16 protein-coding genes and 1 pseudogene are annotated in these 13752 nt (G+C 49.4%); 4 read left to right on the top strand and 13 right to left on the bottom strand.

Annotation, left to right across the window (positions count from 1 at the left end; genetic code table 11):
* Window positions 1-126 precede the first annotated feature (126 nt).
* The 3 genes from ACQ4MX_RS21095 to ACQ4MX_RS21085 all read right to left on the bottom strand — a co-directional run bounded on the left by ACQ4MX_RS21095 (window position 127) and on the right by ACQ4MX_RS21085 (window position 2449).
* Complete coding sequence (locus ACQ4MX_RS21095) at window positions 127-1056, bottom strand: NAD-dependent epimerase/dehydratase family protein (protein ID WP_431087137.1); 930 nt, start codon at window positions 1054-1056, stop codon at window positions 127-129.
* A gap of 126 nt (window positions 1057-1182) precedes the next feature.
* A complete protein-coding gene (locus ACQ4MX_RS21090; RefSeq protein WP_431087136.1) occupies window positions 1183-1809 on the bottom strand; it encodes a DUF1796 family putative cysteine peptidase in 627 nt (208 codons plus the stop codon).
* Complete coding sequence (locus tag ACQ4MX_RS21085) at window positions 1802-2449, bottom strand: DUF1796 family putative cysteine peptidase (RefSeq protein ID WP_431087135.1); 648 nt, start codon at window positions 2447-2449, stop codon at window positions 1802-1804. Before ACQ4MX_RS21085 ends, ACQ4MX_RS21090 begins: the two co-directional genes overlap by 8 nt.
* A 201-nt stretch (window positions 2450-2650) precedes the next feature.
* Between ACQ4MX_RS21085 and ACQ4MX_RS21080 the strand changes: the two genes are divergently transcribed.
* Window positions 2651-2998, top strand: coding sequence for a hypothetical protein (locus ACQ4MX_RS21080; RefSeq protein WP_431087133.1), 348 nt, complete (start codon window positions 2651-2653; stop codon window positions 2996-2998).
* Window positions 2999-3024: 26 nt separating this feature from the next.
* Window positions 3025-3447 (top strand): hypothetical protein, encoded by a 423-nt coding sequence (locus tag ACQ4MX_RS21075; protein ID WP_431087132.1) that lies wholly within the window; start codon window positions 3025-3027, stop codon window positions 3445-3447.
* 66 nt (window positions 3448-3513) lie between these two features.
* On the opposite strand, the pseudogene ACQ4MX_RS21070 reads toward ACQ4MX_RS21075, so the two are convergent.
* Window positions 3514-3732, bottom strand: a pseudogene (locus tag ACQ4MX_RS21070) (IS3 family transposase); the annotation flags it as partial.
* Between the two features lie 223 nt (window positions 3733-3955).
* Between ACQ4MX_RS21070 and ACQ4MX_RS21065 the strand changes: the two are divergent.
* Window positions 3956-5149: a macrolide family glycosyltransferase gene (locus tag ACQ4MX_RS21065; RefSeq protein WP_431087131.1), complete on the top strand. Its 1194-nt coding sequence runs from the start codon at window positions 3956-3958 to the stop codon at window positions 5147-5149.
* Window positions 5150-5514: 365 nt separating this feature from the next.
* Here ACQ4MX_RS21065 and ACQ4MX_RS21060 read toward each other — a convergent pair whose 3' ends face one another.
* Genes ACQ4MX_RS21060 through ACQ4MX_RS21050 form a run of 3 tightly spaced genes read right to left on the bottom strand, consistent with a single transcriptional unit; the run spans window position 5515 to window position 7264 of the window.
* Window positions 5515-5688 carry a hypothetical protein gene (locus ACQ4MX_RS21060; RefSeq protein WP_431087130.1) on the bottom strand — a complete coding sequence of 58 codons (174 nt, stop codon included), beginning with the start codon at window positions 5686-5688 and terminating at the stop codon, window positions 5515-5517.
* 22 nt (window positions 5689-5710) lie between these two features.
* Window positions 5711-6931, bottom strand: a complete 1221-nt coding sequence (locus tag ACQ4MX_RS21055) for a glycosyltransferase family 4 protein (RefSeq protein ID WP_431087129.1) — start codon at window positions 6929-6931, stop codon at window positions 5711-5713.
* Between the two features lie 33 nt (window positions 6932-6964).
* Window positions 6965-7264 carry a hypothetical protein gene (locus ACQ4MX_RS21050; protein ID WP_431087128.1) on the bottom strand — a complete coding sequence of 100 codons (300 nt, stop codon included), beginning with the start codon at window positions 7262-7264 and terminating at the stop codon, window positions 6965-6967.
* 175 nt (window positions 7265-7439) lie between these two features.
* On the opposite strand from ACQ4MX_RS21050, the gene ACQ4MX_RS21045 reads away from it, so the two are divergent.
* Complete coding sequence (locus ACQ4MX_RS21045) at window positions 7440-7817, top strand: hypothetical protein (RefSeq protein ID WP_431087126.1); 378 nt, start codon at window positions 7440-7442, stop codon at window positions 7815-7817.
* Here ACQ4MX_RS21045 and ACQ4MX_RS21040 read toward each other — a convergent pair.
* Genes ACQ4MX_RS21040 through wecB form a run of 6 tightly spaced genes read right to left on the bottom strand, consistent with a single transcriptional unit; the run spans window position 7814 to window position 13665 of the window.
* A complete protein-coding gene (locus ACQ4MX_RS21040; protein WP_431087125.1) occupies window positions 7814-9013 on the bottom strand; it encodes a glycosyltransferase family 2 protein in 1200 nt (399 codons plus the stop codon). The two genes, ACQ4MX_RS21045 and ACQ4MX_RS21040, sit on opposite strands and share 4 nt — an antisense overlap.
* A gap of 31 nt (window positions 9014-9044) precedes the next feature.
* Entirely contained in the window at window positions 9045-9758 is a 714-nt protein-coding gene (locus ACQ4MX_RS21035) for a glycosyltransferase (protein WP_431087124.1), read from the bottom strand.
* Window positions 9755-10783 carry an NAD-dependent epimerase/dehydratase family protein gene (locus tag ACQ4MX_RS21030; protein ID WP_431087122.1) on the bottom strand — a complete coding sequence of 343 codons (1029 nt, stop codon included), beginning with the start codon at window positions 10781-10783 and terminating at the stop codon, window positions 9755-9757. The genes ACQ4MX_RS21035 and ACQ4MX_RS21030 overlap by 4 nt, the downstream gene beginning before the upstream one ends.
* Entirely contained in the window at window positions 10741-11598 is an 858-nt protein-coding gene (locus ACQ4MX_RS21025) for a dTDP-4-dehydrorhamnose reductase family protein (protein WP_431087121.1), read from the bottom strand. The genes ACQ4MX_RS21030 and ACQ4MX_RS21025 overlap by 43 nt, the downstream gene beginning before the upstream one ends.
* The gene (locus ACQ4MX_RS21020) at window positions 11595-12581 is read right to left on the bottom strand and encodes a polysaccharide biosynthesis protein (protein ID WP_431087120.1); all 987 of its coding nucleotides are present in this window, start codon (window positions 12579-12581) and stop codon (window positions 11595-11597) included. The genes ACQ4MX_RS21025 and ACQ4MX_RS21020 overlap by 4 nt, the downstream gene beginning before the upstream one ends.
* Window positions 12574-13665, bottom strand: coding sequence for a non-hydrolyzing UDP-N-acetylglucosamine 2-epimerase (gene wecB, locus ACQ4MX_RS21015; protein WP_431087119.1), 1092 nt, complete (start codon window positions 13663-13665; stop codon window positions 12574-12576). Before wecB ends, ACQ4MX_RS21020 begins: the two co-directional genes overlap by 8 nt.
* Window positions 13666-13752: the final 87 nt, after the last annotated feature.

Here is a 13752-nt window from a genome sequence, read left to right as displayed (position 1 = left end):
AAACCTGTGATCTATACTGCTGACCATTCTATCAGGTAAGTGCATATTTTCCTATAAGTAGCTGCCAGGCTATCCATAAAAAAGAGGCTGATCCCCCAGCCCCTTCCTGAATCACACGCTTTCCCGCTACATGCCTTCTTTGCCTGAACCCATACTGCTCACATACGTTTCCTTCAATCCGGCAGAGATGCCATATAGCGGCTCCCATCGAAGCCAATGTCTCGCGACTGCGTTGCTAAGACAGCTATGGTGAATGTCTCCCGCCCGCGCAGCTGAATACACGGGCCGAACGGACGAGCCGTGCAGCTTCAGCAAATCGTAGGCCAGCCGATTGATGGACGTGGTTCGTCCCGTACTCACATGCACCGTACGCTGATCCGCTGCACGTATAGCCGCCAGATTCGCTCTAACTACATCCTTGACGTACACAAAATCGCGGGTTTGCGTTCCGTCGCCGTGAATGAGCAAGGGGCTTCCTTTTTTCAGCCGATCCATAAAAAGAGCGACTACACCGCCCTCTCCCTTCGCCGCCTGACCGGGACCATACACATTCCCGTAACGCAAAATCGTGTAATTCATGCCATATAACCGATGAAAAAGACGGATATACGATTCTGCGGTCAGCTTGGAAAGCCCGTAGCCCGAAATCGGCTCCGCGGGATCGTCTTCCTGAATACATTGCTTTTGCAGTTCACCGTATACGCCGGATGTGGACGCAAATATCAGCTTGGATACACCGGCTTCATGACAAGCCTGCAACAGATGAATCGTCCCCATCACATTCACATCTGCGTCCTCATCCGGTCGATGGATGGATTGCTGGACATCGGCCTGTGCCGCCAAGTGAAACACAATATCCGGGCTTTCCCGAATGAGCAGCGTCCGGGTCTCGGAGCTGCGGATATCCGCCATATGCATGACCGCGCGCGGGTCCACATTTGCGACATTCCCGGTCGTCAGATTATCCAGCACATGCACCCTGATGCCCGAATCAGCAAGCGCACGCACCAGATGGGAACCAATAAATCCGGCTCCCCCGGTGACCAAAGCCTTCACTAGCGCACCCTCCTTTTGAACCGAAGCAAGTTTCTTCCTTTCCCATAATGTTATGCGGCGCTCTACAGCTTGGCGCAGGCACAAGCACAAGCACCAAAGACAATCTATGACGTACCTTCCCGTTGTTCAGACATGTAGCCTGACGTTTGCCAGCATAAAGCGCCACATCTCATCCTGCCCGCTCCAAATATCCTCAGGCGGCAGCGCCACTGAAACCAGTTGCTCCAGCCCCCAATCCAGCTCCGTCACACCGGCAGTCCCTGTATAATCCACGAATAACAAACGAAAATCGTGGGTGATCATCCTTGATAACACGGTGTGCAATTCTACCGCCTGCTCCCGGCTGCCCCCCAGACGAACCAGCAGCAGACGGGACGCAAGCTCAGATTTCTCCAATAGACGTGCGATGCGGCGATCAAGCGTCGTTTTAAATGCAGGATAGGAAGTCAGATACTCCGATGTATTCTGGGTAACGGGAAAATGGTGTGCCGCCGTAATCTCATACGACGCGTCCTCGACCATGAAGTTATACTCGCCGTAATCATGCCCCGTGACACGCAGGCTGGCAAGGTCCATAAATCCGGCGAAACGGGCATCCAGCAAGCGACTGATCTGCGACAAGTTGCCGGAAATCATCCAGTCCAGCGGCCCCGCATACGGACGCAGTCCGTTTTTATCCAGTTGAATGGAAGACAGGCAATGTCCTCCCAGGCTGAATACAGCGTCATAATCCCCCTGCAATCGCTCAAGCACGCCGTCCTCCCCTTTCCGATGACAAGGACATTCCCCCAAAAAGCGTACGCCAGTGCGGATCACTTTGGTAATTCCATACATCGGCAAAAGGCATTTCCACCGCGCATACATTCGCAAGCTGCCAGTCCAACTCGGTCAACTCTGTTACACCGGAACAGTTAACGATGAGCAGACGAAATTCATGCGCCACCATGCCGGACAAGATGCGCTCCAGTTCCTCTACCTCTGCATAGGTTCCCAGCATACGGACGAACAAGCTGCGCTGCGCCTTCTGCGTTTTTGCAAAAAAACGTTCGATACGGCGGTCTATCTTCTCCCTGAACTCCGGATAAGTCGCCAGATCGGCGGACGTATTGCGTTCCTGCGGGAAATCATGTACCGAGATCACGTTATAATCGATATCTCTGACCATATAATTCAGTTGGCTCGTACCAACAACACTTAAATTAGGCAAATTCATAAACCCGGCAAACCGGTTTTCCAGCAAGCGATTCACATCGGACAGCGTGTCAGACATCATCCAGTCCAGCACCCCGGCAAACGGCCGCAGGCGGTTCTTTTCCAATTGAATGGCAGGCGTGCAGTTTTGCCCCAAACTGAAGACCGCATCATATTCCCCTGCCAGCTGTGCAAGTCTCATAGCCGTGCCTCCTTTTTTAAAGCGACCCTTTCCTCAAGCCGCAGGTTGTTCCTCGCTACATTACATGCACAGCTCGGCTAAAAGGGTTGGACCTCGGCGCGTATTCTGTCAAAAAAGGCGTACAACTATCCAGTCCAGGCATGACAAATTTTCATATGATATAGGGCTGGTATACAACAGAATTCAAGGAGGCTACATGATATGTCCGTGTTTCTTTTATCTGCTGATCATCACCTCGCTTATCACAGCGCCAGTATACAGAGCTGCCATGTGACCCTGTTCAATCGTGAAAAGAGACCTGTCGATGTACTGTTGGAAATAGGGAATGATAGCGGCGTTTTCCGACGGCAGCTACTTAGCCTGAGCACTTCTCCCGAAGCTGGCTCCGTAGTACAGCTCAAGGATATGGAGACAGCCCAAAATCCTTTTTACCTGCGGGTGGTCACAAGTATATGCAATCCGGAAACGCTATTTATTTGGGCTGAATTTGTAAAGGATGGGAACGTGGTCGCTATGCGTACAGCCAGTCATTTTACCGTGACGCCCTAATACACGGACAGGAGAGGAAGAAAAGTATGTTAAAATATTCGGTACAAAACAAAGCCGATGCAGGCACATATGCGCTACCTTTTCAGGTCACCGGACAGGAGAACGTGCTATCTACGTTGATCATTCCTGCGAGTGAGTCTGAAGGACGTATTGTCATTGAAGCCTCCTTGGCATGGGAAAATCCGCTGCTCAACTGGGATATCGGAGAGCTGGATATCCGGCTGCGTCGCAACGACGGGCAGGGTTCCGTGCTGGACTGGCTGCAGGATTCCTGCTATCAGGAGGGCTTTGCCGAGCTAAGGTATGAGGAAACCGTGAAACAGACAGCGCCATATGTATATTGCCTGACCGTGCAATCGGCAGACCGCCGGGCCGTTGTCACGGGTCCACTCGTGATCCAAGGCTCCGTCTACGAAGATTCGGTTGATGAAAACCCGGACGGAACATGATCTGTAATCACCCAAAAGGCAGGCCGGGATGTGATGAAGTGCCCCCTTAAAGTTAGATAATTTATTTCAGACAACTTGTTGGGTATGGGCTCGGTATTGTACGGGGCTCATACCCTTTAATTTGGCCTTGATACGTTTGTGATTATAGTAATCCATATACTTCGCCAGTTCTTGCTTGAAGTGCTCCATGTTGTCAAATTCTTTTAGATATAGAAGTTCGGATTTGATGATACCAACGAAGTTTTCAATCACCGCATTATCGTAACAGTTCCCTTTACTATTTAAATAAAATAAAGTATTAGACCGTTGAAATAAAGTTGTAGACTGACAATACGTCATTAAGCTAACGGGTAGAATATTGGTAAAATATAGTTATTTAAAGTTTTGAGATTTTCAAGAATTGTACTATGATAAACTTGATTCCATTAATTGATTCGAGCAATCGTAGGGGACAGTGCCCCTTACTCTTACACAATTTAGAGAACAGTATACCTAAGGAGTGGTAGAAATGGCGCGTGTTTTATTTATTAATGGTGGATCAGAGGGACATATCAATCCGACTATTGGAGTTGTGCAAGAGCTTATTTCGCGTGGAGAAGAGGTAGTGTACTTCTCTATAGAAGCTTTTCGGGAGCGTATTGAGAAGACGGGAGCTTCAGTACGAACATTTGACGATCAAAAATTTATAAAAGCCTTTATCTCAGGTGGAAGAGATTATTTACTCGAAAGAATCAACGGTCTTTTACTTACGGCAGATATAGTCATACCAAGCGTTCTTGAACAGATCAAAGGAGAGCATTTTGATTACATCATCCATGATTCCATGTTTGGTTGTGGACGTTTACTCGCTCAAATACTTAAGCTTCCTGCAATCAACTCTTGTACCTCTTTTGCGCAGACAAAAGGTTCATTCGATAAAACGTTGGAACAATTTTCTATAAAAGTCCCTACAGAAATAGTTAAACCTATAATCGATAAATTTCAAAGCCTGACGGAAATGGTGAAAGAAAAATATGATGTGGAGATCCATTCTCCTTACGAAGTGTTTTGTAATCCTGCACCACTTACAATCGTTTATACAACAAGGGAGTTTCAACCTTATGGAGAAGCATTCGACCAAACTTATAAATTTGTAGGTCCATCCATCTCTTCACGATTAATTCAAGAAAACTTCGACTTTACTGCAATCAAGGGGAAAAAACCAATTTACATTTCACTGGGTACAGTCTTTAACCAAGCCATTGATTTCTATAAGCTTTGTTTTGAGGCATTTGGGAACACTGATCATACTATTGTCATGTCTATTGGTAATAAAACCCAAATTTCTGATTTAGGGGAAATTCCTAAAAACTTCTTCGTAAAAAATTATGTTCCACAAACTGATGTACTGCAATACACTAAATTATTTATTACACATGGTGGAATGAACAGTACCAATGAAGGTCTCTATTACGGGGTTCCACTAATTGTAATCCCACAAAGCGCGGATCAGCCGATCATTGCGGGGCAAGTCGCCAATATCGGAGCAGGCATTAAATTACAAATGCAAAGCTTGACTGCAAATCAACTACGTGAAGCTGTAGATCATGTGTTAAGCCTCTCATCTTTCAAGAAAGCTGTTGCAAATATTAGGGAATCCTTTCGAAAATCAGGTGGATATCATCAAGCTGTTAATGAGATTTTCGAATTTAAAAGTCAATAGATAGTCGAATGAGAATGAGGGCTTTATTGTGTCAGGACGGATTATACCTAAATACGAGAACGACAATTGGACATATATAGAAGAAAATTCCAGTAATACATCCTCTTCAGCTAACCTTACGAATGCCTTGTCCAGCATCTCTGATATAAGTCGTGCCCTGCTTGATATCTCAGAACGGCATCCTTTTTCTGTTCTAAATTAAATTTAGTCATGAAAAAACTGCACCTCCAAATGTTATTCGTGTCTAACAATTGGGGGGCAGTTCAGTGATTCCCGGCCTGCCTTTTACACTTGCTCCAAATGTAATGAAACAGTCAAATATTCATATGCATTACGGACGTCCCAATTCAGAATGACTGTCGTTATCATGGCACAGTTTGTTTGATACGTTCCAGAATTTCGGTGTCCGGTAGCTTATAATGTTCCGGTAACGAGGTGTTAATCCGGTTCCATATTTCATAATCCACCTCAAAATCCGGGTGCGATTGCTCGATTTCAAAAATACGGTTGTACAAGTCTCCAACTACAGGAAAAGTCATGTTCCCCCTCCTCACTATCGAATCAACGTACTAGATTGAGCGCTTGCCCGTAAATATTGATGAGCTGTGCAATCATTACATCCAGAGACCAATGCGCAGTTCCCCATGTCTTGGCACGGTCCCCCATAGCCATGCGCACGTCATCCTGAGCCAGCAAATGCTGCAAATGAGCTGCCAACACCTCCACATCGCCAACCGGGGAAACCAGTCCAGTATGTTCATGCTCCACCATTTCCGGGAGTCCACCCGCATCCGATACCACTGCCGGAAGCCCTGAAACCTGCGCCTCCATAACCGAAAACGGCTGATTATCCTGTATGCTCGGATGAACAAAAATATCTGCCAGTTGCAAAAGGGCAGGCACATCTTCACGATGCCCGAGGAAAACCACCTCTTCCACCAGCCCCAGCTCCTCCGCCTGTGTTTGAAGTTCTTCCCTTTTGTCCCCCTCTCCAACAATCCAGCAAATCCAGTCTGTACGCCGTTCTTTTAGCAAACCAAGAGCACTCATTAAGTAATGCAACCCTTTGATATATACCAGTCGTGAAGGACAAATAATGACCTTTTTTCCTGTGGGTCGTGTCATGTCCGTTCCCTTTGCTTGGACTTCCCAGAAGTGTTCAGTATCCAGGCCATATTGGAAAGTAGCAATCTGTTGCTCAGACACTTCAAACTCACGAACGAGCGTCTGCTTCATCCATTCCGTAGACGTAATGGTAATATCAGCAGATAGCGCCCCATAGTGCTCCAGCGCCCAATAATATTTCCACATCAACGATTCCCGATATCCCGGCTCCTGATCTCGTTCAAGCGCCATCATGACTTCGCGGGCCAACGAGCCGTGAATATTGGCCACGAGTGCGCTATCCTTACGTTTGACCCGGCTTAGGGCACGTGTCGCAATGACATCCTGTGTATGAATGACATCATACTGTTCAACTCCAAAATATGCCGCCGCCAGTTCCATGCAGTATCGGTCCTTTTCCACCGTCTGCACCCAGGAGTCCTTGTGTAATACAGGTACAACCGCCTCATTCAACTTCGTGTTCAGCATGGGCAACAACTGATCCTTCAGCAGTTCCTTATTTTCAAAAACAATATGGTATTTGGGTATATCCGGCCCGTTGCCCATCAGGTCCACGGTGTGACCCTGTAGCTCCAGCCGTCGTTTAATTTGCAGCATAAACGGCCACACGCCTCCCAAATGAGGGATCGGCCAGTAGGTAGCCAGTAAAATTTTCACAACAACCTCACCTCCCCTGTCTAGTACGCTATGCTACGTTCCGTCACTCCCGTAAATTTGCTGAAAGCCGGATAACGCATCTGTCCATACCGCAAAAAATCCGTTATTCGGCACGATGGTCACATCAATGAAATTACCGATCGTGACGACCGGGACCGGACTATTCCCGTTAGGATTAAAGGAGTTGTCTGTTACTCTGCAGTTCGTAAAGGTCTGCCCCCCGTCCGCCGATTCGGCCAGAAATACATCTAATGTTATCCCTCCATCCTGTGAACACTGGAAAACATGACAATTGGGAAAGCCGCTGGGTGTCACCTGAAAATTAAAGGGCATGGCGAGCATTCCTTCATTACAAATTAGTAATCATGGAAGAAGTATCTTCAAAAATATACCTTTTTTTCGGCATAGCCTACCGACAAGCATACAAGCTTTCTATTCAGTAGATTCATAGTATAGGAGCATCCCTTCGGGGGTTTTCCAATATTCTGTTTTCGAAAGGATGATTCATTTGGCTTTTACAACCGGCTATATGACAAACACTAGGGATTTTGGTACTGCCTGCTCCAATGTTGTTGTGAATCTGGTGAATGAGGATACGGTAAACGCAGCAACCGTGACCATACAAATTTTTTTCTCGCTCGTACCGGATACCAAGATCCCCTTGTACGTGACATCGGTTAACGTACCTGCAAACTCCATTGCCCGACGCACCTTCTTTATACAAGGAGTACTTGCCTACGAGGTACAATACAACGTAGTCTCCGCTGCACCCGCAAATGTTGTACTTTCCAACTTCGGACTGGACCAGTTCGGCAATGTTGTACAGGAGCATCGTGTCCTTCAGTCAGAATTGACCACGATCGCCGCGCTGTCTCCTGTTAGCTAAAAGCGACCCTGTTCCAGCACCTGATGCAGCCTATTGGTGTAATAAACGTAATTCCATTCCGGCGGCACGGACTGAACTCCTCGGCCGCTGCCTATGGTGGAGTGGTCATCTGTATAATAGGAAAAGGCATGTGTATCCTGTAGCGGGCGCAGTAAATCAGTCAGATACAGCAGATCCGTCACGGCGATATAAGGTTTGGCACCGTAGCATACTACAAAGCGGGTCACCGTTTCCCCAATCGCCTGAACCAATGCTTCCTCGACGGAATAATGTGGTCTCGGCGTTATGATTAGCCGAGGATCGAGCATCATCGGCAGGAAGGAAGAGGCGCCCTGTTCCGGCGTAAGATCCAGCAACCGCACCAAGCAATTGCTGTAATGCTGCTCCAGCAGCTGATCCAGCAACGGCTCAGCCTGAGTCATATCCGTGACAGGCATTAAAATGGTCATTTCAAGCGGAATACCCCGGCGCGCTCTCGCCTCATGCTTGGCGACTTGAAATGCGTGCCGCCAGCGTCGATGCTCCTTCTGGCTGTGCAAGCTGGCCGATACACTAAAAGCGGAATCCACCCGGTAATCCATAAGGATCTCCGGGATGAATTTCATGCTGCACGTCTCGGTCAGCCGCAGCCAGTAATCATAATCCTCCACGGGTTGCAACCGATAGCCGCCGATCCGGCGGGCATATTTGCTTTTGTACATAAATGAAACCCCAACAATGCTGGCGTTCAGCAGTTCCTCATGCGACTGGCTCTGATACCAGATCAGCGCTTGTTGATGCTGCTCATCATACAACGGGCTTCCTGCAGCATCAATCTGGCGAAAGGTGGAGAATACAAGGCCGAGCGAGTCCGGCCCGTGCTCCAGCTCACGTCGCAGTCGTTCTATAAAGCCGGGATAATATACATTGTCACTGGATACCCAGGTCACATATGTGATCGCAGGATCTTGGAACAACTCGTCAAACCCCCGGTTGAGGGCACTGGATACTCCTTTGTTCTCAGGAAGTGTAATCAACTGGACACGCGGGTCTCCCCCTGCTGCGTGGAGCGCTGGTCCCACCATTTCCGGCGCTCCGTCAATAACGATGATGAGGCGGAATTCCCTATAGCTCTGAGCCAGCACAGATGAAATCGCGGCTTGCAGATAGCCGAATTCCTGTTTGTATAGCGGCATCACAATACCTGTATCTACCATATCAATCCCTCCTGACAGACTTCCGGCTTTATTAGGAAAAACCGTTCAACAACTGACTGAAGCGATCTCGATACCGTGCTTGAGTTATGCTGTACTCCCTCTCAACGGCCGGCCAATGCTTTTGGGTTCCCATTTCATCATGCCAACGGTAGTTGACCAGCGGTTCGTTCAGAAAAGGAAATGGGTATCCCGCCAGCATCACTCGGTACCACATATCCAGATCATGGGTATACGGCAGCAATTCATCGAACAGACCGATATGTGAGAACAGCTCCTTTTTAAACATGACCGTGCATCCGTTGACCGGATTTCCTTGCTGGAAAAACCGGTAAAACTCCGGTAGGGAAGGAAACACAGCCGCTGCCTGATGGCTTGTAATCTGGCTGTAGTTATTGATGAAATTGAAATTGGTGTGAGAGATATACGCGCCTTGTTCCACCATAAAAGATACCTGGTTGTTTATTTTATCCATATGATAGGTATCATCTGAGCTGAGCCACGCAATGTATTCGCCACTAGCATGCCGAATGCCATGATTCAGTGCGCTGGCCGTTCCTCCATTGGCTTTTCCTAAATAATGTATATATGGAAGATAAGGTTGAAGCATTTCGGTATGTGTCGTGGAACCGTCATCAACGACAATAATTTCAAGCGGACCGTAGGTTTGCTCTAATGCGCTTTGCAGAGCCTGATCCACGTATCCACAGTTATAAAATGGAATGACGATTGTTACACTCGGTCTCATATCGTTCCTTCCTTTCCGGCTCGGTGGTATCGGATCATATCCTCCAGCGATTGTCCCAGCGGTATGATTGGCCTCCACCCCATGTCCTCCAGCTCCTTGGCCCGGTATGCATCTGTAGACGCTGACTCTGCCGCGTCCCCCCATTGGATGGCGACAGGTGTATCTACCAGTGCAACCATACGTTCCACGATGTTGCCCAGTTCCACGATTCGGCCTGTGCAGACCGGATAAACCTGCCCCGACACCCCTTGCTCCAGCAGCACACCGTATGCGCGGACGGCATCGCGCACGTCGAGAAAATCACGCTGTGCATGCCGGGAAGATACCCGGAACGGTGCAGGTTCGAGTGCGGGCAAAGACTCAGGTGCTGATTCGGTTGCCAGCTCCGTGTACATGCGTTCTGTACTGATGATATGACCTGCCAGCAATGCGCAAAAGCCGGTGGAAGGACCCGGTCCAATCAGATTGCAAGGCTCTGCCAGCATGACGGATTGGCCGAACAACGCGCTCCAGGAGAGTGCGACTGCTTCTTGAAGGCTTTTACTGAGACTGTACGGATGCGACGGATGATACGGAGCCTGCAAAGCCGCTTTCAGCCGGGAACCCGCCACGACAATCCGGGCTGTGGGAAAAGGGCGTAGCGCATCCAGCAGATACAGCGTGGACAGCACATTGGATTCCATATAGAGCAGCGGGCTTTGCCATGATTCGGGCACCGAATTTTTACCACCCAGATGAAGCACATAATCGGGCGCAATTTGGCCTATCACTTCACGAAGATGTTCCTTATCGAGCAAATCGCATACATAAGACGTGATGTAGAAGCCGGTGCAAGAATCTGCGCTGGAGTTCTCATCACCGTTCAACTGCAAGATCAGCTCTCGGGCGGAAACAGCCGTGCGGGTCAGCGCCGCTACCTCCCAGCCGAGCTTTGCAAAATGGCGGCAGGCGTGTATCCCGGTATAGCCTGCCGCTCCGGTAATTACAATGATGGGCCGACGTTGTTCCGCTGTGCTTCTGTCCATTCCAGCAGCTCCTTCAGCATGATGCTGTAGTGAGGAACATCGTAGAGCAGATCGGCCCGGGTAGAACGAAGTGTCCGGTCTTGCACCGGCTCATCCTTCGGCACGATCTGAATATCCTCCCTCTTCCAGATATCCTTGAACAACAGCAACAGATCATGTTTGCTGATCGGTTCAGGATGAACCAGATGAATGAGTCCATCCAGCGGCCCATTCATCAACACCCGTATAGCCTTAGCCAGTTCCAGCGTAGTAACCCCGTTCCAAAAGACACGGCGATACCCGTCAACATCCCCGCTCTGCTGCAAGAACCAGTTCAGCAGACCAATGCCCCCCGGCCGGATTTCCGGGCCGATAATGGAGGTGCGAATCGTCAGATGTCCCGGTGCCTTCACTTCTCCGAGTATTTTCGTCAATGCATAGGCGCTTGTCCCGTCAGGCTGATCCGTCTCTTGATATAGACCTCGCACTCGCTTCCCTTCAAATACGCAGTCCGTGCTGATATGAATGAAACGGGCGTCGATGCTATCCGCCGTCCGCTGGAGAAGGTGCGGCAGCAGACCGTTAATTTGATATGCTGTAACCTGATCCTCTCCGGCATACTGGTTCAGCACACCCACCGCGTTAATAATGATGTCAGGCCGCACGCTCCGCACCAGTTGCTCCACCATAAAACTGTCGTTCACATCCAGCAGCAGGCCACCTTTATTCTTGGGATCACGCGTGGTGTAGAACACGTGATATCCGCCCTGCTTTTGAAAGTATTCGACCAGCACATGGCCTGCCATGCCGTTACCGCCCAAAATAAGAAGCTTCATTTAATGAACCCCCCGCTCTGGAGAATCCTCCGTATCTCCTCTTTGGACATCAGATTGAACTCCGAGCTAAAGCTGCTGAACGACACTGGAGGGCATTGCTTGTAGCGATCCTTTAGTTGGGGGATATTCAGCGTTGGCAGAATGACCAAATACTGCTCGTCGTATACAACCGTCGTCAGACTTTCAAAGTCGCTCATTAAAATCTCATGAATTTTCTCGCCGGGGCGGACACCTTTTTCTACAATTTCTACATTCTCTACGCCCGAATCCTCGATGAGCACCTCTGCCAAATCCACAATGCGGCAGGTTGGCATGGTCATGATGAAAATTTCCCCGCCGATACTTTCCACCGACGCCTTGAACAGTAGACTGATCGCATCCCGCAAAGTCAGGAAAAAGCGCGTCATGTTCATATCCGTGATCGAAACGGTACCCTTTTGGCGAATCTGACTCTGAAAAAGATGCACCACACTTCCGTTCGTGCCCAATACATTGCCGCCACGCACCGTAACGAACTGCGTATCGCTGTTCAGCAAATTGGCGTAGACAATCAGCTTTTCACCAATCGCCTTGGTCATCCCGTAAAAATTGGATGGGTTCGCGGCCTTGTCAGTCGATATATAAATGACTTTCTTGACCTGATTGATGACAGCGGCTTCGATCACGTTTTGGGTGCCTACCACATTCGTTTTGAGTGCTTCATAGGGTTGATCTTCACATACAGGTACGTGCTTGAGAGCCGCCAAATGAAATACATAATCCACACCCTGACAGGCGGCAACCAGTGCATCCTTATCCCGAATATCCCCGATGCAGAAGCTAAGTCGTTCATCCTCAAACTGCCTGCTCATCGCAACCTGACTCGATTCTCCGCGCGAAAAGATAATGACCTCTTTGGGGTTACGCGGCAGTAACTGGGTAACCAGCTCATGCCCCCAGGAGCCGGTACCGCCGGTAACCAAGATACGTTGGTTTTCAAACATGCCGTTTCCCTCCAAGCAGAAATTTGACTACCTTATCTGACACATCCTCCGCCAGATATCCTGCGGGACACTGCCACTTATGCTTCATCCCGATCATTAAGGCTACCGCGTTCGCTATAACCTCTCCATCTAGCCCGGACACGATATTGCTGCCGCAATCCACGGTTTCCGGTCGTTCCGTCGTCCGGCGCATGGTGACCGTCGGCACACCCATGACGCAGCATTCCTCCTGCACGGTGCCGCTGTCCGTCAAAGCGCAGCGTGCATGCCGCTCCAGCAGTACGAAGTCAAAAAAACCAAACGGTTCGTGGAACTCCACCAGCGGATCAAGCTGGATCGGCGGATGGCTCGCGATACGAGCGGCAGTGCGGGGATGAATACTGCAAATGACCCGTTGTCCGGACTGCTGCGCTACCCGATTCAGGCCATCCAGTATAGCCAGCAAATGCGGCGGATGGTCGACATTTTCGGCTCTGTGGGCGGTCACCAGGAAATATTCCCCTGGCGACAGTCCCAGCTTCTTCAAAATGTCGCTGCCGGACACCTCTTTCTCGTAATGCTGCATCACTTCGTAAATCGGGTTTCCGGTCAATATAATTCGTTGGCTCGGAAAGCCTTCCCGTATTAGATGCTGCTTGCTTTGCTCCGTATACGGCATATTAATCGTAGAAATCGCATCAATGACGCGGCGATTCTTCTCTTCCGGCACATCCAGATCGTAGCAGCGGTTACCCGCCTCCATATGCACGACCGGGTAGCCCATACGTTCCGCAAGCAAAGCGCACAGGGCGCTGTTCGTATCACCGAGCAGCAGCACATGATCCGGGCGCTCCTTGTTTAAAATATCCTCCATCTGCGAGTACATGGCAGACAGTTGTTTACCCAGTGTCCCCGCCTTCTCTTGGAGCACATAATCCGGGGCACGCAGCCCCAGTTCGCGGAAGAACTGCCCGCTCAGGCTTTCCGTGTAATTTTGGCCCGTATGCACAAGCACATGCTGATCCGCATGGTGATCCAGCTTCGGAATGATCAGGCTGAGCCGTATGATTTCCGGTCTTGTGCCGAGCACGGTCAATATTTTCATCGTGTTGGAACCCACCTTTGTTGTCGTTGTTTTCCAGTAGACTGTCTGTGCTCCAGCTAAACGCTCACCTCAACGGTCCGGTGCGCT

Origin of the sequence: Paenibacillus sp. 8b26 (genome assembly GCF_050626875.1) — a bacterium.
Lineage (GTDB): Bacteria > Bacillota > Bacilli > Paenibacillales > Paenibacillaceae > Paenibacillus.
The sequence above is the reverse complement of the archived record's forward strand: the minus strand, read 5'-3'. Positions and strand labels throughout refer to the sequence as shown.